Genomic DNA, 24550 nt, shown 5'->3' with positions numbered 1-24550 from the left:
ATTTTAAAAGTTGGCAACATCAAATTTGCGTTTGAAATTGCTAAATAAATTTCTGTTTTTTAGCCCTGGTTCAATTTCAAATTTACTATTTACATCGACAGCGTAGATTGGTAAATTGGTTTTTGAAATTTCTTCAATAGCTTTTAATTCCTTCATTCCGATTCCACCGCTCAAAAAGAAAGGTTTTTTGGAATTGTATTTTTTTAATATGGTCCAATCGAAAGTTGTTCCGTTTCCGCCAGGCAGTTTTCCTTTGGTGTCAAACAAAAAATAATCGCTGACTGGCTCAAAAGGTTTTATAACTTCAAAATCAAAATTTTCATCGGCAGAAAAAACTTTTATGATTTCTACTTTTTTAGGCAATTGTTCTTTTAGTTCTGATAAAAATTCAACGGATTCATTTCCGTGTAATTGAACGGCTTGTAAATTGTATTTTGCGACTTTTTCAAGAATTTCTTCCTGACTTTGATCTACAAAAACGCCTACTTTTTTGACTGTTTTTATAAGTTCAGGAATTGTTCCGTTAAAATATCGCGCGGATTTTTCCCAGAAAATAAATCCCATATAGTCAGGCAAAAGTGCGCCTACTTCGAGGATATTTTCAGGATATTTCATACCGCATATTTTGAGTTTCATTTTTTTATTTGTTTTGCCACGAAGGCGCTAAGACACTAAGTTTTTTTTCTTTGTTTTTGTTGCAAAGGCGCTAAGACACTAAGTTTATTATTTTATAAACTCCCACAAATTAAATTTGCGCCTTTGTGACTTTGTGGCAAACCTTTATTGACTTAAATTGCTAATAAATTCTGCTGCAACCTTACCTGCGTTGTCGGTTTTCATGAAGTTTTCTCCAATTAAGAAACCTTTGTAACCGTAAGGTTTTAGTTCTTGGATTGCTTCGATTGAAGAAATACCGCTTTCCGAAACTTTTACAAAATCATTCGGGATTTGTGAGGCTAATTCTTTACTGAAATCTAAACTTACTTCAAATGTTTTTAGGTTTCTATTGTTTACGCCAATCATGTCTAAACTTGGCATAATTGATTTTTCCAATTCTTCTTGATTGTGAACTTCCAATAAAACTTCTAAACCTAAATTTTTAGCAAATTCAGATAATGATTTAATTTCTTCTCGGGTTAAAACCGCTGCGATTAATAAAATTAAATCGGCTCCGTGAGCTTTTGCTTCTAAAATCTGGTATTCGTCTACAATAAATTCTTTTCGCAAAAGCGGAATATTTACTGAAGCTCTTGCTAAAAGTAAATCGTCAAGAGAACCTCCGAAATATTTTCCATCGGTTAAAACTGAAATTCCGCAAGCGCCAGCATTTTCATAACCTTTAACTACTTCTTCAACAGTAAAATTATTGTTGATGATTGATTTTGATGGTGAACGGCGTTTGTGTTCTGCAATAATCCCAGAATTGCTTTCTTTTAATTTCTGGCTTAGAGAAATAGTCTGTTTTCCAAAAAAAACTGAAGCTTCCAATTGAGAAACTGGAATAATTGATTTCTTCAGAATGACTTCTCTTTTTTTGTCTATTATTATTTTATCTAAAATGTTCATTGTTGTTGTTTTGCCACGAAGTCACAAAGGCGCAAATTTAATTAGTGCTAATTCGTGAAATTTGTGTTTGTTTTTTATTTACTTAATTCTTGTAGTTTCTGTAAAGCTTTTAATCCTTTTCCTGACAATAGACTTTCTTTTGCGATTTCAAATCCTTCTTTTGGAGAGCATTTTGTAACTGTTGCAATTGCCATTGCTGCATTGGCACAAACTACATTATTTTGAGCTTCGTTTCCTTTTCCTGAAATAATATTAGTAAAGATTTGTGCTGATTCTTCGATGGTTTTTCCACCTTCGATTTCTGTTTGAGATAAAAGATGAACACCAAAATCTTCTGGATTCAACATTCCTTCCATATGGTTCGAAATTGTTTTTGTTGGGCCAGTTAATGAAATTTCGTCATATCCGTCAAGCGAATGTAAAATGGTAAAATTTACATCGGTATTTTGATATAAATAAGCGTACATTCTTGCCAATTCTAAGTTGAAAACCCCAACCAATTGATTTTGCGGGAATGATGGATTTACCATTGGTCCTAACATATTAAAGAATGTTTTTACTGCCAATTCTTTTCTAATTGGGCCAACATTTTTCATAGCTGGGTGAAATAGGGGAGCGTGCAAAACACAGATTCCAGCTTGATCAATACATTTTTCTAAAAACGAAGGGTCGTTGCTGAATTTTATTCCCATTTTTTCCATTACGTTGCTTGATCCAGAAATAGATGAAACTCCATAATTTCCATGTTTTGCCACTTTTATTCCTGCTCCTGCTGATACAAAAGAAGCTAAAGTTGAAATATTGAAAGTATCTTTTCCGTCACCGCCCGTTCCGCATAAATCGATTGTGCTATAGGCTGATAAATCGACACGAATGCATAAATCTAACAAAGCTTCGCGAAATCCCGAAAGTTCGTCAATTGTTATGCTTCGCATCATAAAAACAGTCAAAAATGCCGAAATCTGACTTGGATTATACTGACCGCTTGAGATATTAATCAATACTTGTTTTGCTTCTTCTTTAGAAAGCACTTCGTGGTTGATTAATTTATTTAATATAGTTTTCATTTTTTTAAAGTTGCTAAGGTTCTAAGATGCTGAGATTCTAAGTTTTTTACTGTGACTGTAAACTGCGACTGAACACTAAAATTCTGTACACTGATTATTAACTCTTTATCCAATTCTCCAAAATCCTTTTTCCGTTTGGTGTTAAAACGCTTTCTGGGTGAAATTGAACACCTCTTACATCATAATTTTTGTGACGCAAAGACATGATTTGTCCATTTTCATCTACCGAAGTGGCTTCTAAATCTTCGGGTAAATTGCTGTCAACTACCCAAGAGTGGTATCTTCCAACTTCGAATTCTTTTCCTAAACCTTCAAAAAGAATTTCGTCGTCTACTACTGTTTTCACATTTGTAGCCACTCCGTGATATACTTTATCAAGGTTTGAAAGCGTTCCTCCAAAAACTTCACCGATTGCTTGTTGGCCTAAACAAACGCCAAGAATACTTTTTGTTGGACTGTATTTTTCGATAACTGCTTTTAACAAACCTGCTTCGTCTGGAATTCCAGGTCCAGGAGAAAGTAATATTTTCTCAAAAGAAGCGATTTCATCGATATCAAATTCGTCGTTTCTGTAAACGGTTACTTCGCAGTTTAAATCTTCTAAATAGTGCACTAAGTTGTAAGTGAAACTATCGTAATTGTCTATAACTAAAATCTTTTTCATTTTTTTAAGGTGCTGAGTTGCTAAGATTCTGAGATGCTAAGTTTTTTGCTAAAAACTAAGACTGAGACTGGCAACTAAATTTTATTTTTCTCGAACGTATTTTTCTACGATAACACGATCTACTCCTAATTTTTCTACTTTTTCTATTCCTTTTTGAATTAGAGTGTCGTTTTGAACTTTCACCACAAATTCAAATTTGTTGTCTTCCCAATCGCGGTTGTTGAAGAACTCTAAATGTTCTGTATAAACACTGTCTTTTAAAGTATATTTTCCGCCTCCGCCAAAGAATAATGCTGCTGTTGTATCTTTTCCGTGTTTTAAATCATGATTAAAAAAAGCAAAATGTGTATTGTTAATAATCTTAATCATTTTTGTTTTTGAATTGAAAGTCGAGAACGTTGAATCTTTCTCAGTCGTTTCAGCCGATATAAGACGCCAGGTTCCTTCAATCGGATTTTGCTTTTTTTCTGAATTGCAAGAACTAAGGGTAATGATTAAAACTAAAAATGATACTACTTTTTTCATAGTTTGTGGTTTTTATGGTTTGTTTTTAATTGTTTAAGGTTTAACGTTTCAGGTTTCACGTTCCAATAACTTGAAACATGAAACTAAAAAAACTTGAAACTAAATCTGTTCCGCCATTTCTAAGGCTGTATTCAATGCTCTTAATTTATTGTAAACTTCCTGCATTTCGCTTTCTTCGTCAGAACTTGCTACGATTCCAGCCCCTGCTTGACAGTGCAACTGATGGTTTTTAGAAAGGAAAGTTCGAATCATAATGGCGTGGTTAAAGTTTCCGTCAAAATCCATAACACCGATTGCACCTCCATAGAAGTTACGGTTTGTTTTTTCGCATTCTTCAATTAATTGCATCGCTCTGTGTTTTGGAGCACCGCTCAAAGTTCCTGCTGGAAAAGTGTCTGCTACGACTTGCATCGTTGTCGCTTTATCATGTAAATGTCCTGTAACTTTCGAAACCAAGTGAATTACGTGAGAGAAAAACTGAACCTCTCTGTATTTTTCTACATTTACATCGTGTCCGTTTCGGCTTAAATCATTTCTAGCCAAATCTACTAACATTACGTGTTCACTATTTTCTTTTTTGTCTTCTGAAAGCTCTTTTGCTAAAAGTGCATCACGTTCGTCGTTTCCTGTTCTTTTGAAAGTTCCTGCAATTGGGTGAATTTCAGCTTTTCTGTTTTTTACGATAATTTGAGCTTCTGGAGAAGAACCAAATATTTTGAAATCGCCGTAATCAAAAAAGAATAAATATGGAGAAGGGTTGATGCTTCTTAAAGCTCTGTACACATTAAATTCGTCTCCTTTGAAACCTTGTGTAAATCTTCGAGAAAGAACTAGTTGGAAAACATCTCCACGGTAGCAATGTTTTTTGGCTAAAGCCACATTTGCTTTAAATTCTTCATCAGTTAAGTTAGAGAAACCTTCTCCTTCTTTAGAAAATTTATAAGAAGCTATATTTCTTGATTGCAATAATTGTTCGATTTCTGCAATGTTGTTTTTGTTATCTACACTATGGCAGAAGATGTAAGCTTCATTTTTGAAGTGGTTAATTGCAATAATGTTTTGATAAACAGCATAAAAAACATCTGGAATAGAAGTCGCATTGTCTTTTTTTGCAATTGAAACTTTTTCGAAGTAACGAACAGCATCATAAGAAATGTAGCCAAATAAACCATTGTTGATGAATTTAAAATCGTTCTTTTCTGCTTTAAACTGACTTGAAAATTCTTGAATTACTTGCGGAATATTAGTTGAAGCATCAATAGCTGTTTTCTCTGAAGTTCCGTCAGGAAAAGTTTTAGAAATAACTTCGTTTTCGATTTTTATAGTAGCAATAGGATTACAGCAGATGTAAGAGAAACTGTTGTCATTTCCGTGATAATCACTACTTTCCAGCAATAAGCTGTTTGGGAATTTATCTCTGATTTTGAAATAAATGCTCACTGGCGTAACCGTATCTGCCAGAATTTGTTTGTAATGTGTATTAAGAATAAAAGGTTTCAAAATATATAGTTTTTATGTGTTGTTAATTTATGTTTCGGTTTTGATCAAAAAAAAAGGGCTTGTCGTGATGACAAGCCCTTTATATTTTTATATTTCTTACAATACCATAGGAAGCTTCGTTCACGACGTCTGACGTAAATTGCTCCACCACCAAGTATTGTTTAAAATTGTTCTCATTTCTTTATTTTGATGTGACAAAGATATAAATGTAATTTTAATTAGAGTACATAAAATTTGAAAAAAAACTTTTCGAATTTTTAAAATTTGTTAAATTTTGATTCAGAATTCTTCTATAACTCCTTAGTTTCCACTTGCTATCGTGTTGTTTACGTTTAATCTAAAATCTGGATTTCCTTTGATGTTTGGAAGCGAAAATAGCTCGTTAAGTTTCATTTTTGTGTATTCTATTCCGTAAGTTGGATTGCCATAATAGCTTTTTATACCTGGAATATTGCTTCCAGATTCACTTTCAATTTCACCTGTACAATTGTTTGCCACAACGTTTTTGAAACTAATTTTAGACAAATTAGCTTCACCGTTTCCGATATTTCCTTCCAATAAAATAAAAGGAGCAAAACCTGAAATCACACTATTCGTTAAGTTGAAAAATGTATTTTCTTTGATGTAAGCAGATTCTCTAACCAAACCTTGGTTGTTTTCTTCTAAATTAACCAATGTAATGTTGCTTGCATTGATTTTAGTCATCTTTTTGGTCATGTCCGTAGAAGCAACTTTTTCATATGAATCTACCTCAAAACATCTCGAACCTGAAATATCTGAAGAAAACGGATGGCGAATTGCAATACTGTTTGAGATATTAATTTGAGCTCCTTGCGTAAAATCAAAATCATCATCAGTTGTTCTGTACGAAACTAAATTACTTAGATTCAAATCGCCTCCATAACATTCAAAAGAATCATCATTTGAGTAACTGATTTGAACATGGCTGATAGTTGTTTTTCTTCCAACACCAGCAAGAGAAAGACCGTTTAATTCTTTAGAAGCGCTTAATTTTCTTCCTGCATATTCGATTCTCACATATTTCATAATTCCTGAATTATCCTCAGAATCTTGACCTCCGTAATGATTTAAAGTTGGATCTAAATCGAAAGGCAAAGTGTGAATTCCTCCTAAAGAATTTATCGGAGCTTTTCCTAAAATAATAATTCCGCCCCAGTCACCTGGTTTTCTGTTGTTTATTTCATTTTCAGAGGTAAAAACAATGGGGTCAGTTTCTAGTCCTTCTGCCACTATTTTAGAACCATTTGTGATGACAAGAGTTCCGCAAGTTTTATCATCACCCCTTATAACCGTTCCAGGCTCGATCGTTAGAGTTGCATTGTTTGTAACGTACACAACACCAACTAAATGATAAATATTACGCTTTACTAATCGAGTGTCTTTATCAATAGTTCCAGCAATTATATTTGTTGCTTCTCCATAGTCATTGCCAGCAGGTTTAAAGCTCGTCCAGTTAGTCATCCAGTTTGAAGAACCAATAATTCCTTTTGGCTGTTGCTGAGCCTGTACGAAAAAGCTGATAATGAAGATTATGCATGCAAAATGTAATTTTGTTTTCATAACTCTAATTTTAATTTCTAGTTTTTGACTTTTTTTGATTGTCCCAAAAATAGAAGCCGTATGTTAATCAAAGTCCTGATGCTTATTACGAAAGAGTTACTATATTATTAAGAATGTTAAGTTTTTGAAAAGGGTTAAGGTCTTTTTTTGTACTAAAAGTCTATTTTAAAATTATTTGCAATTAAATTTTCATTTAAGGATAATTTGTAACTTTGATAAAAATAAAAGAAATGGATTTAGATACTCGAAAAGTGATTTTTATTAGAGACTTTCTTAAACTTGAAAGTGAGAAGGCAATTTCTCAGTTTGAAAAATTGCTAAAAAAAGAAATTAAAGAAGATTTAGAATTAAAACCAATGTCTATTTCTGAATTTCATAAAAGAATTGTTGGCTCTTTAGACGATTCTAAAAATGAAAGAATAACAGATGTTGATGAGTTAATTTCTGAGATTGAGAAATGGAGTTGAAAATTTATTGGACTGATTTTTCTAAAAGTGAATTAAAAAAGATTTTTGATTATTATAAGGAAGAGGTAAGCCTAACTGTTGCGAAAAAGATTGTACTTGGGATTACGAAAGAAACTCTAAAATTAAAACCAAAGCCAACAAATGCAATAGGACAAAAAGAGGAACTTTTAGAAAGCTACTCTGAAGAAATACGATATTTGGTTTATAAAAATTATAAAATTATTTATTGGATTAATTTAAAGAGAAATTCAATTGAAATTTTGGATGTTTTTGATACAAGACAAAATCCAATAAAAATTACAAGAAGTACGTAAAAAAATAAACCCCAACAGTATAAAACTGTTGGGGTTTATTGTATTTCTGAATTAGTAAGCTTGAAATATTAGAATTTTAAAGCTACAGCTAATTCAAATTCGTCGTTGATAGTTTTATCTCCTAAACCGTCGAAGAAGCTACCTGAACCGTATTTAATATCATATTTAGTTCTGTCAACTTTGAAAGCAGTTGTAGCAGTGTTTCCTTTTACAGTGATATCAAAAGTTACAGGTTTAGTGATTCCTTTGATAGTTAAGTCTGCAGTTACAGTATAAACGTCAGCAGATTTTGCACCGATAGTTTTGAAAACTAATTTTGAAGTTGGGAATTTGTCAGTTCCAAAGAAATCGTCAGCTTTTAAGTGACCGTTTAATTTTCCTTGGTATTCTCCAGTTAAATCTGTAGAAGTTAATGAAGTCATGTCAACCGTAAAGTTACCACCAGCTAATTTTTTTCCTTTGAAAACAAGAGCTCCCTCTTTGAAGTTTACAGTTCCAGAGTGCTCTCCAGTTACTTTTTTACCTACCCATTTAATTGTAGATGCTTTTACGTCGATTTTTTTAGTTTGAGCGTTTACTGAGATTCCAGCTGTTGCTACGAATAATGCTATTGCAATAGTTTTTAAATTTTTCATGTTTTTAAAATTAAATTTGAATTTGATTAATAAATAATTATATAGTGATAAATAATTCCTCGTGTGATTTTCTAACTTTTTTGAAGTGCTGAGATTTGTCATCATCATGTCTGTAACCTACAGTTGCAATAACTGAAGCGTTTAAGCCTAATTTATCGAAACCTAAGATTTCATTAAATTGTGCTGCATTGAAACCTTCCATTGGAGTTGCATCAATTTTTAATTCAGCAGCTGCATTTAATAAGTTTCCTAAAGCTAAATAAGTTTGTTTTGCAGTCCAGATGTGTTTTGCGTCTTCAGATAAATTAGCAATTACATTTTTCATCATATCGCTAAATCCGCCTAAAGCCTCAGCTGGAAGACCTCTTACTTCGCTGATGTTGCTGATATATTTGTCAACTGAACCAGCATCAAGGTTTAAGTCATTTGCAAAAATGAATAGGTGAGAAGCGTCGGTAATTTGAGTTTGTCCCCAAGCAGCACCTTTTAATTTTTCTCTTAATTCTGGATTTTCAACAATAACTACTTTATAAGGTTGTAATCCGTATGAAGAAGCACTTAATCTAACGGCTTCTTTTAATGTATTTAAATCTGCATCAGATATCTTTTTTGAAGCATCAAACTGTTTAGTTGCGTATCTCCAATTTTGATTTTCTAAGAAATTGCTCATAGTTTTTATTATTTTATTTGTTGGTTCTATATTTTTCTAATAATTGATTTAGGAAAACTAATTCTTCAGGTTTTAAATTATTTGCAAACATTTGTTCGTGTTCATCAACTTTCGGATCTAACTCTTTTAAAACATCCAATCCTTTTTGTGTAATCGAAACTTCGATTTTTCTTCGATTATCTGGACAGACATTTCGCGTAACAAAATCCTTCAATAATAATTTATCTACCAAACGTGTTGTGTTGCTCGTTTTAGCAAGCATTCGTTCTTGTATCACGCACATATTAGCAGGTTTCCCTTTTTGTCCTCTTAATATACGTAACACATTGTACTGTTCGCCAGATAAATCATACGGTTTCAGCAACTCGTTGAAATGATCCTGAACCACATTCTGCGTGTACATGATATTCAGAATAACTTTTTTCGCATTATCCATCTTAACCGTACTCTTAATAACCTCTTCAATTGTCATAGTCGTAAGTGTATAATTTGTATATACAAATGTATAACTTTTAATAGTTGTATATACAAATGTTGTGTTAATTTTTTGTTAATACGTTTAAAGCAGGTTTTTCAAGGAACTACAGAGAATGTTTTTTAGATGATAAAATTAAAATAATTTTTGTTGTAAAGGCTTGATATGTTGTGAATTAATGGTTTTTTTAATGTCGAATGAAATTTTGCGTATAAAATATTTCTTAACCGATTTTTGTAAGATGCATTTAAGCTGAAAGATTCTCAGAATCAAAGGGATTTAGTGATTTATTGAAATTCAGACAAAAGAAAACCCTTCGCAATTTGTCTAAAATTGGCAATTTCTGTGTTTATCCAACCTTCATCGTGTCCTAATTCTTTGGCAATCGCTCTTGCGGTTTTTTCCGAAACTTCAATAGCAGCTCTCACATCTAAGAATAATAAACGAACTCTTCTTGCTAAAATATCGTCTACAGTTCTTGCCATTTCGTAACGGATTGCCCAAACAACTTCTGCCATTGTAAATTCATGATTGGGATGCAGTTTTTCTTTTAATTCGGGTTCGCTTTCCTGTAATTCAATTATTTTCGAAATATCAGTACCATATATATAAAGGTGATTTTCTCTGTCTGCAGCATTCGTTGGCTGATTTCCATGAATGGAAAGATGTTCTGTACGGCATTCTTTAGGTTGCAATTTGCCAGTCTTAATGGCTTTATCAATAATATCCTCAGCAATTTTTCTGTAAGTTGTCCATTTTCCTCCCGTAATAGTAATAAGACCCGTTTCAGAAACTATAATTTTATGGCTTCTAGAAACTTCTTTGGTACTTTTGCCTTCTTCTTTCGGTGCAGCCAACGGACGCAATCCAGCAAAAACAGATAATACATCTTTTCTTTCTGGCTTTTTTGCCAAGAATCTTTGTGCGGTTTCCAAAACAAATTGGATTTCGCTTTCTAAAGCAATAGGTTCTAAACTTTGTTTCTTTATTAAAGTATCGGTTGTTCCAACTACAATTCGGTTGTGCCACGGAACAGCGAATAAAACTCTTCCGTCTTTTGTTTTTGGAATCATTAAAGCATTTTCGCCTGGAAGAAAAGATTTATCAAGTACCAAATGAATTCCCTGACTTGGAACAATGTACTTTTTATAAACTGTATCATTTAATTTCATGATGGCGTTTGTAAAAACTCCTGTTGCATTTATTACAGCAGAACCTTTTACATCATAACTGATTCCGCTTTCCTGATCTTGAACCGTAACGCCAATAATTTGGTTTTTGTCGTCTTTCAATAAATTTATAACCTTTATATAATTTAAAAGACAAGCTCCATTTTCTACGGCCGTTTGAGCAAGATTTATAGCCAGACGAGAATCATCAAATTGCCCGTCATGATAAATAACGCCATTGACCAAACCTTTTTCCTCAACGTTTGGAAGCATTTCGATAGTTTTCTTTTTTGAAAGATATTTAGAACTTCCTAAACTTAAAAAACCTGATAAAAGATCATAAATTTTTAATCCGATAGTATAAAAATAACCGCTAAGCAAATGATAATTCGGAATTACAAACGATTGGTTTTTGACTAAATGAGCTGCATTTTGTGCTAATAAACCTCGTTCTTTTAATGCTTCTCGAACTAAATGCACATCTCCTTGCGCTAAATAGCGCACTCCGCCATGAACCAATTTGGTGCTTCGGCTAGAAGTTCCTTTTGCAAAATCTACGGCTTCAAATAAAATAGTTTTGTAACCACGGCTTGCTGCATCAACTGCCGTCCCGAGACCGCTTGCGCCTCCGCCAATTATTATTACGTCCCATTTTTCGGTATTCTGTAGTTTGGTTAATTGCTCGGAGCGGTTCATATATATACGGGACTTTTTGTTTAAAGCAAACTTAACGAAATGAAATTAAAAATTGATGAAGAAATATTCCGTATGAATATCTGATTTCTAGAAATAAATAATATCATTTAGCACTGTGTTCTGTAAGGATGTTTGTTTTTTTATGGAAATTATTTATTCTAAGATGAATCAAACGTTCCTACGGAACGTATCAATGGAATTTAAATTTAAATTCTACCAATGAGACATTCCTATGGAATGAATAGGTCATTAAAATACAAAAAACGATAGATTTTAAAACCTATAGGGTTTAACTAACTTAGAAATATTCCGTAGGAATATCTGGTTGGTAGAAAAAAAATATTGTTCAGAATTGTGTCCTGTAGGGACATCTGTTTTTTTTGTAAATGATATATAGGTCTATTAATAAAACGTTCCTACGGAACGTATAAATGGAATTTGATTTAAATTCTACCGATGAGACATTCCTACGGAATGAATTGCTTCTTAAAAAAGCAAAACCCGACAGATTCATAGAACCAGTCGGGTTAACAATTTTACGGATTGTATATTTATATCAATCGTTTTTCAAATGCTTTTCTTGCAGAGCCTCTAAAATAGACTTCACCGCAATATGTATATTTTAATCTGTCTAAAATTTTCAACATCGGAGTATTATCGAAGTTTGTGTCTACTTTTATGCTGTAAATTTTATTTTCAACTGATAAGCCTTCAATATTCTCAAATAGTTTGGTTGCAATCCCTTTTCCCTTTGCCAATTTTGAAACCGCTACTCGATGCACAACAGTATAGTCGCCATCAGTAAGCCATTTGCCTTCTATATTTTCGTAAGCAGGTTCTTTGTCAAAAATAATAGCAGCATAAGCCAGAATCGATTCGTCTTCTGTAAAAACATATCCGTAATCATTTTCGATATCGCTTTTAATAGAAAGTTCATTCGGATATCCATCCTGCCATTGTGTACTTCCATCTAAACGTCTTTGTTCGATAGCATCTTGCAGGATTTCCCAGATTTGAAGTATTTCTGAAAGATTTGCTTTTCTTAGAGATAGCTTTTCTGTTGTATTCATTTTTTAATGAGGCAATTTATCTTTAATCAAACCATAAACCCAAGTTCCGGCAATGGCGCTAACCAAAGTAACTACAATTACAGTTGCTCCTGTGCCAATTTGTGCAAAAAGCGGACCTGGACAAGCTCCTGTAATGGCCCATCCAAAACCAAATAATAATCCGCCATAGATTTGACCTTTATTAAAAGTCTTTGGCTGAATTTCGATTTTTTCTCCATCAAGAGTTTTGATATTGAATTTTTTAATCAACTGAACTGATATTAGCCCAACTGCAACAGCGCATCCAATTACGCCATACATGTGAAAAGATTCCAAATTGAACATTTCCTGAATACGGAACCAGCTGATGATTTCCGCTTTTACGAATACAATTCCGAAAAAGATTCCAACTATTAAGTATTTAAGGTTCGCTAATGCCGTTTCTTTTTTCTGGCTAGCATTAATTCCTTCGCCGTCTATATTTTTATTTTCTAAACTCATTTTTGAAATTTTAAAGTGAAAGAATATAAGGTAAAATCAAAAGTGCCATTACAAAACCGCCAATCATAAAACAGATTGTCGCTACCAATGATGGCCATTGTAAGTTTGATAATCCCATAATCGCATGTCCGCTTGTGCATCCTCCGGCGTAACGAGTTCCGAAACCAACTAGAAATCCGCCAACGACAATCATAATAAATCCGCGAAGCGTCAATAAACTTTCCCAAGAAAATAATTGTGCAGGAACTAAACCGCTATGATCTGTGATTCCGTAAGTGGCTAATTTCTCTGATAATTCAGGAGCAATTTCCACAGGATTTGGATTCGAAAGAAAATGAGCAGCAATAAAACCTCCGAAAAATATTCCAAGAACGAAGAATAAATTCCAGCTTTCTTTTTTCCAGTCGTATTTAAAAAATGAAATATTTGCAGGAACACAGGCCGCACAAATATGACGCAATGAAGAACTAATTCCGAAAGATTTATTTCCGATAATTAATAAAATTGGAACAGTTAATCCAATCAAAGGGCCTGCGATATACCAAGGCCAAGGTTCTCTTATAATTTCAAGTATACTCATAAATAATTTAAAGATTAAGTATTTTTCTACCATATAAGTTATATAAGAAATTATAAGTTGGAGTTCTTATATAACTTAGAAAAGTTAAGAAAATATAAGTAGTGGACTTAAAAACATTCCAACTAAAATGAACTTATATCACTTATATGGTAAAAATTTATGTTCAATGTTTATGCTTTTAAAACCTTACTTTGACAAACAAAATCTGATTTAGGGACATTGGTTTTCGAAATTGCTCCAAAACCTCCTTCAACTTCAGAGAAATTTCTGAAACCTCTTGCTTGAAGGATAGAGGCAGCAATCATACTTCTGTAACCTCCAGCGCAATGCAAATAAAAATGCTCATTTGGATTAATGTCTTTTACCCAATCATTAATATAAGCCAAAGGTTTGCTGTAAGCGTCATCTATATGTTCTGCGGCGTATTCTGTCTCTTTACGGATATCTACAACTTTATCTTCTCCAAATTTAAATTCATTTGCAAACTGTTCTGCAGAGATTCTATTTACAGTGTCAACTTCAAAACCTGCATTTTGCCAAGCTTCAAAACCACCTTCTAGATGTCCAATAATGGTATCAAAACCAACACGGCTCAAACGCGTTACAGTTTCTTCTTCCATACCAGCTGCGGTAACCAATATAATTGGCTGTTTTACGTCAGCAATTAAAGTTCCAACCCATGGAGCAAAATCACCGTTGATTCCAATATTAATAGATTGCGGAATAAATCCTTTGCTGAAATCAGCCGCACTTCTTGTATCTAGAATTAAAGCGCCAGTTTCTTCCGCTACGGCTTCAAATTCTTTTACGTTTATAGCTCTCATTCCGTTGTTTAGAACCGTTTCAAAGCTTTCGTAACCGCCTTTATTCATAGCCACGTTCATACTGAAATAAGCAGGAGGAGGCAATAAGCCATCGGTAACTTCTTTGATGAACTCTTCTTCAGTCATGTTAGCACGCAAAGCATAATTGGTTGCTTTTTGGTTTCCAATAGTCGAAACGGTTTTTTTGCTCATGTTTTTTCCGCAAGCACTTCCAGCACCATGTGCAGGATAAACAATCACGTCATCAGCTAAAGTCATGATTTTATCTCTTAACGAATGAAATAAAATTCCAGCCAATTGATCTTGTGTCATTCCAGCCGCTTTTTGAGCTAAATCTGGACGTCCGACATCACCAATAAATAAAGTGTCGCCAGAGAAAATCGCATGGTCTTTTCCGTTTTCATCAATTAATAAAAAAGTACTGCTTTCCATTGTATGACCTGGAGTGTGCAAAACTTTAATGGTCACTTTTCCGATTTTGAATTCCTGTCCGTCTTTTGCAGAAATGCAGTCAAATTCACAGGCAGCATTTGGTCCGTAAACAATTGGAGCTCCTGTTTCTTTGCTTAAATCAACGTGGCCAGAAACGAAATCGGCGTGGAAATGCGTTTCAAAAATGTATTTCAGTTTCACTCCGTCGCGCTCTAAACGATCCAGATAAGGCTGAATTTCTCTAAGCGGATCAATAATGGCCGCTTCGCCATTTGAAGTAATATAATATGCCCCTTGAGCAAGGCATCCGGTGTAAATTTGTTCTATTTTCATGATTCAGTAATAAAAATAATGGAAGACAAAGGTAGTCTTGTTTTTTAAAAAAATAGGTGACTAATGTTACAGAAATTAGGTTTTTGTGTAAAAAAATGTGGTGTTTGTCATATTCATTTGAGATAAATTAAATTTAAAGTGGAGCAATTACGCTTTAAGCTTTAATTTTGCATATGACGAATGTCATTTCAAAACAAAAAAGAAAATGAAGACACAAGACTTATTGGATCAGATTGCTTTTATAAAAGAAATTGATAAGGTAAAATACATTCAGCGCAAGACAAAATTATTCAACAGCGACAGATGTGAAAATGATGCAGAACACAGCTGGCATCTCGCTTTGATGGCAATTGTTTTGGCAGAACATTCAAATGAACCGATTGATGTTTTGAAAGTGGTAAAAATGGTTTTGATTCACGATATTGTAGAAATTGATGCGGGAGACGTATTTATTTATGATACAGTGAAAAATCATTCGAATACAGATGAAGAACGTTTGGCCGCAAATAGAATCTTTGGTTTATTGCCTAAAAAACAAGCTGAAGAATTAATTGCCATTTGGGAAGAATTTGAAGCTGGAGAAACCAACGAAGCCAAATTTGCAAAATCTATGGACAGACTTGAACCATTATTGCAAAATACATCAAACAATGGCGGAACTTGGAAAGAGTTTGGAGTGAAGTACGATAAAGTTTACGAAAAGAAAAGCGTCATTAAAGAAGGTTCTAAATCGATCTGGAATTATGCCGAAGGTTTGATTAATGAAAGTGTTGAAAAGGGGATTTTAGAAAAATAACCAATAATAACACGCAATCAAAATCAAACATAGCCTGCGGTTTCAACCGCAGGAACACAATGCATATCAGAATACGTCTCCCGTGGTTGAAACCACGGGTTATGTTTTTGATCATGTAAATCTATACGCAATCTTGTCATTTCGACCGAAGGGAGAAATCACGCTAGAAACTCTACATAGAATGTCGCCAATCTTTGTCGAATCCCGCGTGTGATTTCTCCATTCGGTCGAAATGACAAACTGTATGTAAATCAAAAAAAAAAACAAGTGTCATTTCTACCCTTTAAATTGTTGAAAAGTTTAACAAATATCGAGCGATAAACTTTTTTTAAAGGGCGTTAATTCGGGTTCTAATGGTTAAATTTGTGGAACTTCATAAACAAATTACCATTATGGAAGAAATGCTCTTTTATGATCGAATGCAATTTGCCTTCACGATCACTTTTCATTATCTCTTTCCGCAACTTACAATGGGTCTTTCGCTCATCATTGTGTACTTCAAGTGGAAATATCTAAAAACTCAAGACGAACAATACAATCACGCCACCCATTTTTGGATGAAAATCTTCGCCCTCAATTTTGCAATGGGCGTTGTAACAGGAATCCCAATGGAGTTTCAGTTTGGAACCAACTGGGCTAAATTCTCCGAATTAACCGGGGGAATCATCGGTCAGACCTTGGCAATGGAAGGAATGTTTTCTTTCTTTCTCGAATCTTCTTTTCTAGGTTTATTTTTGTTTGGAGAAAAACTTCTGGGACATAAATGGCATTTTGTAACCGGATTATTAATTATGATTGGTTCTTGGGCCAGCGGTTTTTTAATCATTGCCACACATTCATGGATGCAGAATCCTGTGGGTTACGAAATCTTGGAAAACGGAAAATTTGTGTTGAATAACTTTCAAGCACTATTCTTAAATCCTTGGCTTTGGCCTTCTTTTCTGCACAATCAAGCCGCTTCTCTGGTGACAAGTTCTTTTGTTGTGGCTGGAATTGGAGCTTTCTATATTTTAAGCAATAAAAATGTTTCTTTCGGAAAATTGTTCTTGAAAACAGGAGTAATCTTCGGATTGATTTCGAGTATTATCGTAGCTGTTCCCACAGGCGATTTATTGGCTAAAAATGTGGTGAAATATCAGCCTGTGACTTTTGCCGCAATGGAAGGAATTTTTCATACCGAAAAGAAAGGTTCAGAAATTGTCTTAATCGGTCAGCCAGACGTAAAAGATAAAAAACTCGATAATAAAATTGGCGTTCCGAATATTTTAAGTTTCCTGACTTATGGAAATTGGGATCAGGAAATTCAAGGTTTAGATCAATTTGAAGAAGATCTGCATCCAACTAATATTTCGGGATTGTATTATGCCTATCATATTATGGTTGGTCTTGGTACCGTTTTTATCGGATTAATGGTGCTATCTCTTTTTCAATTAATAAGAGGGAAATTATTTGAAACCAAATGGCTTTTATGGTCTTTGATGTTTATGATGCCATTTCCATATATTGCCAATACCACAGGCTGGTACACGGCAGAATTAGGAAGGCAGCCTTGGCTGGTTTATAATTTAATGCGAACAGCATCTGGAGCTTCACCAACAGTTTCGTCAGGAAATACCTTGTTTACATTGCTTGGGTTTATCGGTTTATACCTTTTACTGGGAATGCTGTTTTTGCTTTTGGTTGGAAAAATTATCAATAAAGGGCCGCGTCATGTGGAACTTTCAACAGAAAAAATATAAGTATGGAATTTTTTTGGTACGTAGTTTTAATGGGAATTCTGGCTGTTTATTTGGTTTTAGACGGCTATGATTTTGGTGCAGGAATTATTCATTTATTTTTTGCCGAAACAGAAAGAGATAAAAAAGTAATTGTCAATTCGATTGGTCCATTTTGGGATGCCAATGAAGTTTGGCTGATTGCAGCTGGAGGCGTTCTGTTTTTTGCTTTTCCAACTTTATATGCTTCATCTTTTAGCGGATTTTATTTGCCTTTAATTATGATTTTATGGCTGTTGATTTTTCGCGCCATCGGATTGGAAATGCGTGGTCAAGTACATAATCATATGTGGGAAAGCATTTGGGATAAAGCTTTCGGAATTGCAAGTTTACTTTTGGCTCTTTTCTTCGGAATTGCTTTAGGAAATATCGTTCGAGGTGTTAATTTGGGAATGGTTCAAAATGGCGTTTCTACGCAAGAAGCACATTATTTCTTTTTGCCTTTATGGAATCCGACTTTTAGTCCGCAAGCGAATGAATTGGGAATTATCGATTGGTTTACGCTTTTCTTAGGAATTGTGAGTGTTGTAGCATTAACGATTCATGGCGCAAACTGGATTATTTATAAAACAAATTCGGCGCTGAATCCGAAATTGAAAAAAGTGGTTTTTGCCCTGAATATTGTGCTATTGGTTTTAGTTTGTATTTCGCTTCAAATTTGGCATTTTATCGAGCCGAAACCATTTCATAATTTTGTTGAAAACCCGATTCTCTGGTTTTTTCCTTTAATGACTTTTGTTGGAATTGCTGGATTATTCAAAGTTCGTTCTTTTAAAAAAGACGGTCACGGATTTTTGTTTTCGACTTTATTTTTATTGGGAGGATTTGCTTCTACAGCGGTTTCGATTTTTCCAAATGTTTTGCCTTCAACCAATAAAGTAAATCCGTCATTAACGATTTATAATACTGCTGCTCACGAATACGGATTAAACGCTGGTTTGAGCTGGTTTTTTATCGCTTTGTTTCTGGTGATTGTTTACTTTGTTATTCAATATCGTGTTTTTAGCGGTAAAATGGATGATGTAGGTTATGGGGAGCATTGATTTTTTTATAGCCACTCCCGATAACTATCGGGATCACGAATTTTTATTTTGATTTGAATGGAATTCTGAATTTTGTAACTATGAAATACACGAATTTTAATTCCTTCAATATCAAATCAATTGCCTCCAGTTTTAACTGGAGGTTTTTTGTTGAATTTGAAATTGGGCTTTAGCCAAACTTTGCGGTTTTTGGCTAAAGCCTTTTTTGTATACATTTGTTTACCTCCAGTTAACACTGGAGGCAATTCAGAAAAATATCTATGAAAAAACAAATACTAACGATACTTATTTTATTATTTCTGTCTGTAAAAGCAATTGCTTGCAGTTGTGATACACCTAAACCAGTTTTAGAATTTTATTCTTCAAAATATGTTTTTAAAGGAGTAATTACGAAGAAAACTTTTAGTAAAGATTCGGCAACTTATACTATTAAATTTAATGTGCTTGAAAGTTATAAGAATGGTAAGATTCCAAAAGAAATATCCTTCACATCTTATTATCAAAAAAAAGGTTCGTGGGATTCTTGCTATAGAGAAGCCTATCTAAATCAAGAATGGTTAGTTTTGGTAAAGGAAAAAGGTGGAAAATTATATTTTAGCCAAATTTGTACTAACTCACGGCTTCTTAATAATAAAGGAATTGATGCAAACATGCAAAAATTATTGAACAACGCGAATAATTTTAAATTACAAGATTACATCTATAATGATTATGATGATGAAAGAACTGAATTTAATTATCCAAAACCAATAACAAATTTGGATTCAATTTTTAAAACAGGAAAGATTAAAGATTATGAAAAGACTTATATGGTATTGGCATTGTATATTGATGAAAAAGGAAAATTAATTTCTAGTTTTTCGGGATTAGATATGCACTATTCAGAACCATATTTTGTTTATCACCCTGTTTTTAAATTATTAAAAAAAATAGATGTAAGAAGTAAACGTCCTTTAAACGATTTTGAGATAGAAGCCATGGATTTGTATTCAAAGGTAGATTGGGAGGTAAAGAGGCATAAAGACACTAAAATTCCTGTAAAATATATTCGTTATGTACGTGCAGAATTTGACAAAGAAACTAAAAAATGGAAACATGATATTTAGTTTGTTTTAAATTGGAATTTAAAATAAAAATTTTTAGATAAATTGATTCTTGAAACAGAAATCAATTGCCTCCAGCTTTAGCTGGAGGTTTTTTGTTTGAATTTGAATTGGGCTTTAGCCAAACTTTGCGGTTTTGGCTAAAGCCTTTTTTGTACACATTTGTTTACCTCCACCTAAAGCTGGAGGCAATTTAATTGTGTAGTGAGAAAAATATGTATTTTTACGAATCAAATAATTTCTCAAGAATTTTAAATATCTTTGAATTATGAGTACAACAGCAAAACCAAAACATATAGGAAGAAACATAAGCCGAATTAGAGAGCTTAAAGGAATGAAGCAGGAAGCTTTGGCAATTGCAATTGGTTTAAGCCAGCAAACTGTTTCAAATATCGAATCGAGCGAAACGATCGATAATGAAAAATTGACAGAAATCGCAAAAGCACTTGGTGTTACAATAGAAGCAATTGAAAATTTTTCAGAAGAATCTGTTTTCAATTTCTTTAATAATTTTTATGATAATAGTTCAAGTCAAGGAAATAGTTTTAATCAAGGAATGTATGCGACTTTTAATCCTTTGGATAAAGTGGTAGAACTCTATGAACGATTGGTTCAGGTTGAAAAAGCTTTAGTTCAAGCAGAAAAAGAAAAGGTAGAGTATCTAGAAAAACTGCTGAAAAAGTAAAATTTTAAAAATAAAAACATAAATCCGTTTGTTCTTTTAGAATAAACGGATTTTTTAATTGAATAATATTTTATTAAAAAAAACGTAAGTAAATTTTTGTAAAAGATTTAATTACAACCAACAGTTATATTCTATAAGCTGTATTGCCAAAAAAAAAAGCAGTTAATGCTTAATATTGCGTATCTAAGAATTTTTTCCCCCTAAAAGAATTTTTGGATACGATTTTTACTAAAACTTAAATCTATTTTACCTACTGAATTTATGCCTTTAACAATTTTTTCCGACGAGGTTAGGTTTTGTTATAAATCTAAAAACTGGCAGTATCAATTTGATGAAATCAAAGAGCTCGGACTGCTCAAAAAAAAGAGAAAATATTTTCTAGAAAACGGCGCTTTTATAGCTGTAACAACTGTTGCATATTATTGCATGCTGTTTTCCAATTTAATGGACTTGTATTACATTATTCCTGCGCTTTTGTGTTATGCATTTATCATAGTCGCCAGGTTTGGCAATAAGGCCGAGTTTGTATATTTTGTTTTTGTTAAAGATATTTACCAAAATGAAATAAGAACTAAAATTGCGCCAGAAGACCGTGTGTTGATCGGCAAGCAGATCGATAATTATTTAGATCTTCAATTTGAACGCAGTATACAAAGAACTGCTTAAGAAAAATCAGAGATGTTTGTATTTACTATTTCCCATTATGATGTTTTTTTCATAATGGCAGCATTGATATATGGTTATTTTATCATCAAAAAAAGAAAATTAACAAAACGCTAAGTCATAGTGTTTTCATTATGAAGTAGCTTTATGAATACCCAAAAATAAGTATAGTTATGCCGTTACAATTTAACGGCTGGCTGTTTTAACTATACATGACCCCAAATCAGAAAAAGAAATATGGCCACAACAATTAAAAGCAAGATTAAAAACATTAGAGAGTTAAAAAATTACACTCAGGAATATATGGCGGAAAGATTAGGTGTAACTCAAGCGGGTTACAGTAAAATTGAGAAGGGAAAAACTTCTTTGAGTTATGAAAAACTGGTTGAAATAGGGAAGATTTTAGATGTCAGCGTAGAAGACATAATTAGTTTTGATTACGATAAATATTTTAATAGTTTCAATAAAATAAATGGAAATAATAATGGCAGTATTTTAATTAATGCCGACAATACTTCGATTATAAAAGAACTTTATGAGGATAAAATTCAATTGTTAGAAAAGTTGCTTTCTAGAACCGAAATAGAATTGGAACGTTATAAAGATAAATTCGGAGAACTATAAAAATTTAGTTTCATCTTTGTCAGAGCTTAATGCTTTGACAAAGATTACTCTACAAGTGAAACTAAATAAATTTTTTGAAATTGCTGTTAGAATAGAACTTCTTTAGCTATGATATAAAATCCCATTGCGAGAACAAACCATCCAAAAAGGGGTTTTAATTTTGCGCCGTCTATTTTTTTAGAAAGCTGGCTCCCAATAAACATGCCGATTAATGCCATTGCTGAAACACTCAATAAAAAAGTATAATCTATTGGTGTTCCGATATATAAATCGCCGGCAAAACCTATTGACGAGTTAATGGTAATGATTAATAGTGAAGTTCCAACGGCTTGTTTCATGGGAAGATTAGCGAAAAAAAGAAGTGCAGGAATAATCAGAAATCCGCCGCCAGCGCCTAGAAAACCAGTTACAATTCCGACCAAGAATCCGATTAAGCTTAGCTGCGAATAATTGGTTTCTGCTGATTTTATTTCGGGCTCATTTTTTTTAATCATTGAAATGGCCGCTGTAATCATTAAAATTGAAAAGATAATCATAATCAGAAAATCTTTTGAAACGGTATAGGAAGCAACAGAAAATAAAGTAGCCGCAATTTGCGGAAAGATTACTTCGCGAATTATTAAAATAGAAACAACTGAAGGAACTGCAAAATATAGAGCCGATTTCAGTTTCAGATTTCCCATTTTATAGTGGCTGTAACTTCCAAACAATGCTGTTAATCCGACAATAAATAAGGAATAAGAGGTGGCCTGATCGGGATTGACTTTAAATAAGTAGACCAAAATTGGAATTGTCAGAATAGAACCTCCGCCGCCAATTAAGCCAAGTGTAATTCCGATTATGATTGAGGCGAAAAATCCTAAGTATTCCATTGCATTTGTTTTGATGCAAAGTTGCTTCGGAAATTAGAAACCTACAGTAACATTTATCACAGAAGATTTTTTTTCGCCACGAATTCACGAATTTTCGCGAATTATTTTGTCACATTGAGCGAAGTCGAAATGCTTTGCGGGGCTTCGACTTCGCTCAGCCTGACAGCAGGAAATTTTTTTGCCACAGATTATAAGGATTAGATGGATTTTTCTATTCTTAATAAAAAGAAATCATAATAATCTTTTTAATCTGTGGCAAACAAAAAAAAATACTTTAATAATTCAATCTGGTTTCGGTTGAGTTTAACCAAACCGCGCTGTTCCATTTTTTTGAGTAACATTTATCACAGAAGATTTTTTTTTCGCCACGAATTCACGAATTTTCGCGAATTATTTTGTCACATTGAGTGAAGTCGAAATGCTTTGCGGGGCTTCGACTTCGCTCAGCCTGACAGCAGGAATTTTTTTTGCCACAGATTATAGGATTAGATGGATTTTTCTATTCTTAATAAAAAGAAATCATAATAATCTTTTTAATCTGTGGCAAACAAAAAAATTACTTTAATAATTCAATTTGGTTTCGGTTGAGTTTGACTAGACCACGCTGTTCCATTTTTTTGAGTAATCTGGAAACCACTTCGCGTGACGTATTCAATTCAGTTGCGATTTCCTGATGTGATAAATTCACTTCAGAACAGCCACAGGCATCAGAATGTCTTTTTAAGTAGAATTCTAACCTTTCGTCCATAGAACGGAAAGCGATATTGTCGACAACTTCCAAGACTTCTTCAAAACGGCTTCGGTAAGTTTCAATAACAAATTCGTACCAAGAACGGTGTTCCATCATCCATTTGTCCATCAATTGCAACGGAATCATCATCACGGTAACATCTTCGACTACTTTTGCCATAATCTGGCTCTTTTCGCTTTTTGCGGTACAGATCATCGAGATCGCGCAGGCTTGTCCCGGCTGTAAATAATACATTAAAAACTCTCCGCCATCTTCACCTTCGCGATAGATTTTGATTTTACCTTTAATGATCAAAACTGTATTTTTAATATATTGTCCGGTACGCATTAAAATGGTTCCCGCTTTAAAATCCTGAAGGCTTCCGTTTTCTTCAATTGTAGCGATAAGTTCGTTAGAGAAATTAGGGAATATGGTTTTTAATGATTGCTGCATGTTGTATAATAATTTTGTCACATCGGGCCAAGTCGAATTTCCCATTTTTTGGATTTAGTTTAAACCAAAAAATGTAAACCATTGTGACTAAGTTTTTATCAAAATCGAATTAAAAAATGTATTTGATTACAAAGATAATGGTTTGAAATGGGAATAATTGTCAGAAAACTAGATTTATGAGTAATTCTGTGTAAATGAAGAAATCCCATTTTCTATCGATTTTGTAGGCTGAATTTTTAAAAATAGTAACTAAATTTGTAATTCACTGATTATAATACTTTCTCTAAAACGTTTTCTGAGAATAATAATCGAAATCGCATTTGGTACGTTTTTTATATATAGAAACGTCGTAATTTTACAAAAACACATTTTACTATGAATTTATCACAAGAAGATTGGGTTGCTCAGTTACAGGCTGACGAAAATGCAGTTATACTTGATGTAAGAACTGAAGACGAATTTAATGACGGATACATTGAGAATGCTCTAAACATTGATATCAATAAAGGGCAGGCATTTATCTATGAAATAGAAGAATTAGACAAAAATAAAAATTATTACGTATACTGTCGTTCTGGGGCGAGAAGTGCAAAAGCATGTCAGATAATGAACGAATTAGGTATCGAAAATGCCTACAATCTGCTTGGAGGAATCCTAGATTGGGAAGGTGAAACAGTACAACCATAAAAGAAGAAGAGGCAATAAAAAAGCCTCTTTTTTCTTTTGAAAATAGAATTACCAGACCATTAAACAAACCA

27 protein-coding genes are annotated in these 24550 nt (G+C 33.3%); 10 read left to right on the top strand and 17 right to left on the bottom strand.

Annotated features, from left to right (window positions below):
- Positions 1 to 3: 3 nt before the first annotated feature.
- The 7 genes from ACNRYB_RS22285 to ACNRYB_RS22255 all read right to left on the bottom strand — a co-directional run bounded on the left by ACNRYB_RS22285 (position 4) and on the right by ACNRYB_RS22255 (position 6903).
- A complete protein-coding gene (locus ACNRYB_RS22285; protein ID WP_354589311.1) occupies positions 4 to 636 on the bottom strand; it encodes a phosphoribosylanthranilate isomerase in 633 nt (210 codons plus the stop codon).
- A gap of 144 nt (positions 637 to 780) precedes the next feature.
- Positions 781 to 1566, bottom strand: a complete 786-nt coding sequence (trpC, locus tag ACNRYB_RS22280) for an indole-3-glycerol phosphate synthase TrpC (protein WP_473728796.1) — start codon at positions 1564 to 1566, stop codon at positions 781 to 783.
- Positions 1567 to 1640: 74 nt separating this feature from the next.
- Positions 1641 to 2633: an anthranilate phosphoribosyltransferase gene (gene trpD / locus ACNRYB_RS22275; protein ID WP_473728795.1), complete on the bottom strand. Its 993-nt coding sequence runs from the start codon at positions 2631 to 2633 to the stop codon at positions 1641 to 1643.
- A gap of 97 nt (positions 2634 to 2730) precedes the next feature.
- Positions 2731 to 3297 carry an anthranilate synthase component II gene (locus ACNRYB_RS22270; protein WP_473728794.1) on the bottom strand — a complete coding sequence of 189 codons (567 nt, stop codon included), beginning with the start codon at positions 3295 to 3297 and terminating at the stop codon, positions 2731 to 2733.
- An 81-nt stretch (positions 3298 to 3378) separates the two neighbouring features.
- Positions 3379 to 3822, bottom strand: a complete 444-nt coding sequence (locus ACNRYB_RS22265; RefSeq protein ID WP_473728793.1) for a lipoprotein — start codon at positions 3820 to 3822, stop codon at positions 3379 to 3381.
- 99 nt (positions 3823 to 3921) lie between these two features.
- Complete coding sequence (locus ACNRYB_RS22260; protein ID WP_473728792.1) at positions 3922 to 5322, bottom strand: anthranilate synthase component I family protein; 1401 nt, start codon at positions 5320 to 5322, stop codon at positions 3922 to 3924.
- Between the two features lie 300 nt (positions 5323 to 5622).
- Positions 5623 to 6903, bottom strand: coding sequence for a hypothetical protein (locus ACNRYB_RS22255; protein ID WP_473728791.1), 1281 nt, complete (start codon positions 6901 to 6903; stop codon positions 5623 to 5625).
- A 230-nt stretch (positions 6904 to 7133) separates the two neighbouring features.
- Between ACNRYB_RS22255 and ACNRYB_RS22250 the strand changes: the two genes are divergently transcribed.
- Together ACNRYB_RS22250 and ACNRYB_RS22245 are read left to right on the top strand one after the other, a co-directional pair.
- On the top strand, positions 7134 to 7370 hold the full coding sequence (locus tag ACNRYB_RS22250) for a hypothetical protein (RefSeq protein ID WP_473728790.1): 237 nt from the start codon (positions 7134 to 7136) through the stop codon (positions 7368 to 7370).
- Complete coding sequence (locus ACNRYB_RS22245) at positions 7361 to 7684, top strand: type II toxin-antitoxin system RelE/ParE family toxin (RefSeq protein ID WP_473728789.1); 324 nt, start codon at positions 7361 to 7363, stop codon at positions 7682 to 7684. Before ACNRYB_RS22250 ends, ACNRYB_RS22245 begins: the two co-directional genes overlap by 10 nt.
- 68 nt (positions 7685 to 7752) lie before the next feature.
- Here ACNRYB_RS22245 and ACNRYB_RS22240 read toward each other — a convergent pair whose 3' ends face one another.
- From ACNRYB_RS22240 to ACNRYB_RS22205, 8 genes are all read right to left on the bottom strand, one after another.
- The gene (locus ACNRYB_RS22240; protein WP_473728788.1) at positions 7753 to 8319 is read right to left on the bottom strand and encodes a YceI family protein; all 567 of its coding nucleotides are present in this window, start codon (positions 8317 to 8319) and stop codon (positions 7753 to 7755) included.
- A 37-nt stretch (positions 8320 to 8356) separates the two neighbouring features.
- A complete protein-coding gene (locus ACNRYB_RS22235; protein ID WP_129745285.1) occupies positions 8357 to 8989 on the bottom strand; it encodes an NAD(P)H-dependent oxidoreductase in 633 nt (210 codons plus the stop codon).
- A gap of 13 nt (positions 8990 to 9002) precedes the next feature.
- Entirely contained in the window at positions 9003 to 9461 is a 459-nt protein-coding gene (locus ACNRYB_RS22230; protein WP_091133484.1) for a MarR family winged helix-turn-helix transcriptional regulator, read from the bottom strand.
- Between the two features lie 290 nt (positions 9462 to 9751).
- Positions 9752 to 11329: a glycerol-3-phosphate dehydrogenase/oxidase gene (locus tag ACNRYB_RS22225; RefSeq protein ID WP_473728787.1), complete on the bottom strand. Its 1578-nt coding sequence runs from the start codon at positions 11327 to 11329 to the stop codon at positions 9752 to 9754.
- A gap of 551 nt (positions 11330 to 11880) precedes the next feature.
- Positions 11881 to 12399, bottom strand: a complete 519-nt coding sequence (locus tag ACNRYB_RS22220; protein ID WP_473728786.1) for a GNAT family N-acetyltransferase — start codon at positions 12397 to 12399, stop codon at positions 11881 to 11883.
- Positions 12400 to 12402: 3 nt separating this feature from the next.
- Positions 12403 to 12879, bottom strand: coding sequence for a DUF6691 family protein (locus ACNRYB_RS22215; RefSeq protein WP_111363391.1), 477 nt, complete (start codon positions 12877 to 12879; stop codon positions 12403 to 12405).
- A gap of 10 nt (positions 12880 to 12889) precedes the next feature.
- The gene (locus tag ACNRYB_RS22210) at positions 12890 to 13459 is read right to left on the bottom strand and encodes a YeeE/YedE family protein (protein ID WP_473728785.1); all 570 of its coding nucleotides are present in this window, start codon (positions 13457 to 13459) and stop codon (positions 12890 to 12892) included.
- A 170-nt stretch (positions 13460 to 13629) separates the two neighbouring features.
- Complete coding sequence (locus ACNRYB_RS22205; protein WP_473728784.1) at positions 13630 to 15048, bottom strand: MBL fold metallo-hydrolase; 1419 nt, start codon at positions 15046 to 15048, stop codon at positions 13630 to 13632.
- A gap of 205 nt (positions 15049 to 15253) precedes the next feature.
- On the opposite strand from ACNRYB_RS22205, the gene ACNRYB_RS22200 reads away from it, so the two are divergent.
- The 7 genes from ACNRYB_RS22200 to ACNRYB_RS22170 all read left to right on the top strand — a co-directional run bounded on the left by ACNRYB_RS22200 (position 15254) and on the right by ACNRYB_RS22170 (position 21737).
- Positions 15254 to 15844 (top strand): HD domain-containing protein, encoded by a 591-nt coding sequence (locus ACNRYB_RS22200; RefSeq protein ID WP_473728783.1) that lies wholly within the window; start codon positions 15254 to 15256, stop codon positions 15842 to 15844.
- A 392-nt stretch (positions 15845 to 16236) separates the two neighbouring features.
- Entirely contained in the window at positions 16237 to 17583 is a 1347-nt protein-coding gene (locus tag ACNRYB_RS22195; RefSeq protein WP_473730262.1) for a cytochrome ubiquinol oxidase subunit I, read from the top strand.
- A gap of 2 nt (positions 17584 to 17585) precedes the next feature.
- Complete coding sequence (cydB, locus tag ACNRYB_RS22190) at positions 17586 to 18662, top strand: cytochrome d ubiquinol oxidase subunit II (protein WP_129745295.1); 1077 nt, start codon at positions 17586 to 17588, stop codon at positions 18660 to 18662.
- Between the two features lie 260 nt (positions 18663 to 18922).
- Positions 18923 to 19768 carry a hypothetical protein gene (locus ACNRYB_RS22185; RefSeq protein ID WP_473728782.1) on the top strand — a complete coding sequence of 282 codons (846 nt, stop codon included), beginning with the start codon at positions 18923 to 18925 and terminating at the stop codon, positions 19766 to 19768.
- Between the two features lie 265 nt (positions 19769 to 20033).
- Positions 20034 to 20450: a helix-turn-helix domain-containing protein gene (locus tag ACNRYB_RS22180; RefSeq protein WP_473728781.1), complete on the top strand. Its 417-nt coding sequence runs from the start codon at positions 20034 to 20036 to the stop codon at positions 20448 to 20450.
- Positions 20451 to 20711: 261 nt separating this feature from the next.
- Entirely contained in the window at positions 20712 to 21116 is a 405-nt protein-coding gene (locus ACNRYB_RS22175) for a hypothetical protein (protein WP_473728780.1), read from the top strand.
- A 234-nt stretch (positions 21117 to 21350) separates the two neighbouring features.
- Entirely contained in the window at positions 21351 to 21737 is a 387-nt protein-coding gene (locus tag ACNRYB_RS22170; protein WP_008468283.1) for a helix-turn-helix transcriptional regulator, read from the top strand.
- Positions 21738 to 21823: 86 nt separating this feature from the next.
- Here ACNRYB_RS22170 and ACNRYB_RS22165 read toward each other — a convergent pair whose 3' ends face one another.
- Together ACNRYB_RS22165 and ACNRYB_RS22160 are read right to left on the bottom strand one after the other, a co-directional pair.
- Positions 21824 to 22609, bottom strand: a complete 786-nt coding sequence (locus ACNRYB_RS22165; protein ID WP_473728779.1) for a sulfite exporter TauE/SafE family protein — start codon at positions 22607 to 22609, stop codon at positions 21824 to 21826.
- Positions 22610 to 23165: 556 nt separating this feature from the next.
- The gene (locus tag ACNRYB_RS22160; protein WP_008468285.1) at positions 23166 to 23792 is read right to left on the bottom strand and encodes a Crp/Fnr family transcriptional regulator; all 627 of its coding nucleotides are present in this window, start codon (positions 23790 to 23792) and stop codon (positions 23166 to 23168) included.
- A 375-nt stretch (positions 23793 to 24167) separates the two neighbouring features.
- Between ACNRYB_RS22160 and ACNRYB_RS22155 the strand changes: the two genes are divergently transcribed.
- Positions 24168 to 24479: a rhodanese-like domain-containing protein gene (locus ACNRYB_RS22155; protein ID WP_129745301.1), complete on the top strand. Its 312-nt coding sequence runs from the start codon at positions 24168 to 24170 to the stop codon at positions 24477 to 24479.
- The last annotated feature ends 71 nt before the right edge of the window (positions 24480 to 24550 follow it).

The organism is Flavobacterium sp. CR10 (assembly GCF_055814415.1).
Note: the sequence above shows the minus strand (reverse complement) of the source record. Positions and strands in the feature narration are given on the sequence as shown.

Bases quoted from the DNA above. Each gene is read 5' to 3' on its own strand.
- ACNRYB_RS22285 (WP_354589311.1), bottom strand. From the start codon at position 636: ATGAAACTCAAAATATGCGGTATGAAATATCCTGAAAATATCCTCGAA.
- trpC (WP_473728796.1), bottom strand. From the start codon at position 1,566: ATGAACATTTTAGATAAAATAATAATAGACAAAAAAAGAGAAGTCATT.
- trpD (WP_473728795.1), bottom strand. From the start codon at position 2,633: ATGAAAACTATATTAAATAAATTAATCAACCACGAAGTGCTTTCTAAA.
- ACNRYB_RS22270 (WP_473728794.1), bottom strand. From the start codon at position 3,297: ATGAAAAAGATTTTAGTTATAGACAATTACGATAGTTTCACTTACAAC.
- ACNRYB_RS22265 (WP_473728793.1), bottom strand. From the start codon at position 3,822: ATGAAAAAAGTAGTATCATTTTTAGTTTTAATCATTACCCTTAGTTCT.
- ACNRYB_RS22255 (WP_473728791.1), bottom strand. From the start codon at position 6,903: ATGAAAACAAAATTACATTTTGCATGCATAATCTTCATTATCAGCTTT.
- ACNRYB_RS22250 (WP_473728790.1), top strand. From the start codon at position 7,134: ATGGATTTAGATACTCGAAAAGTGATTTTTATTAGAGACTTTCTTAAA.
- ACNRYB_RS22245 (WP_473728789.1), top strand. From the start codon at position 7,361: ATGGAGTTGAAAATTTATTGGACTGATTTTTCTAAAAGTGAATTAAAA.
- ACNRYB_RS22240 (WP_473728788.1), bottom strand. From the start codon at position 8,319: ATGAAAAATTTAAAAACTATTGCAATAGCATTATTCGTAGCAACAGCT.
- ACNRYB_RS22235 (WP_129745285.1), bottom strand. From the start codon at position 8,989: ATGAGCAATTTCTTAGAAAATCAAAATTGGAGATACGCAACTAAACAG.
- ACNRYB_RS22230 (WP_091133484.1), bottom strand. From the start codon at position 9,461: ATGACAATTGAAGAGGTTATTAAGAGTACGGTTAAGATGGATAATGCG.
- ACNRYB_RS22225 (WP_473728787.1), bottom strand. From the start codon at position 11,329: ATGAACCGCTCCGAGCAATTAACCAAACTACAGAATACCGAAAAATGG.
- ACNRYB_RS22220 (WP_473728786.1), bottom strand. From the start codon at position 12,399: ATGAATACAACAGAAAAGCTATCTCTAAGAAAAGCAAATCTTTCAGAA.
- ACNRYB_RS22215 (WP_111363391.1), bottom strand. From the start codon at position 12,879: ATGAGTTTAGAAAATAAAAATATAGACGGCGAAGGAATTAATGCTAGC.
- ACNRYB_RS22210 (WP_473728785.1), bottom strand. From the start codon at position 13,459: ATGAGTATACTTGAAATTATAAGAGAACCTTGGCCTTGGTATATCGCA.
- ACNRYB_RS22205 (WP_473728784.1), bottom strand. From the start codon at position 15,048: ATGAAAATAGAACAAATTTACACCGGATGCCTTGCTCAAGGGGCATAT.
- ACNRYB_RS22200 (WP_473728783.1), top strand. From the start codon at position 15,254: ATGAAGACACAAGACTTATTGGATCAGATTGCTTTTATAAAAGAAATT.
- ACNRYB_RS22195 (WP_473730262.1), top strand. From the start codon at position 16,237: ATGGAAGAAATGCTCTTTTATGATCGAATGCAATTTGCCTTCACGATC.
- cydB (WP_129745295.1), top strand. From the start codon at position 17,586: ATGGAATTTTTTTGGTACGTAGTTTTAATGGGAATTCTGGCTGTTTAT.
- ACNRYB_RS22185 (WP_473728782.1), top strand. From the start codon at position 18,923: ATGAAAAAACAAATACTAACGATACTTATTTTATTATTTCTGTCTGTA.
- ACNRYB_RS22180 (WP_473728781.1), top strand. From the start codon at position 20,034: ATGAGTACAACAGCAAAACCAAAACATATAGGAAGAAACATAAGCCGA.
- ACNRYB_RS22175 (WP_473728780.1), top strand. From the start codon at position 20,712: ATGCCTTTAACAATTTTTTCCGACGAGGTTAGGTTTTGTTATAAATCT.
- ACNRYB_RS22170 (WP_008468283.1), top strand. From the start codon at position 21,351: ATGGCCACAACAATTAAAAGCAAGATTAAAAACATTAGAGAGTTAAAA.
- ACNRYB_RS22165 (WP_473728779.1), bottom strand. From the start codon at position 22,609: ATGGAATACTTAGGATTTTTCGCCTCAATCATAATCGGAATTACACTT.
- ACNRYB_RS22160 (WP_008468285.1), bottom strand. From the start codon at position 23,792: ATGCAGCAATCATTAAAAACCATATTCCCTAATTTCTCTAACGAACTT.
- ACNRYB_RS22155 (WP_129745301.1), top strand. From the start codon at position 24,168: ATGAATTTATCACAAGAAGATTGGGTTGCTCAGTTACAGGCTGACGAA.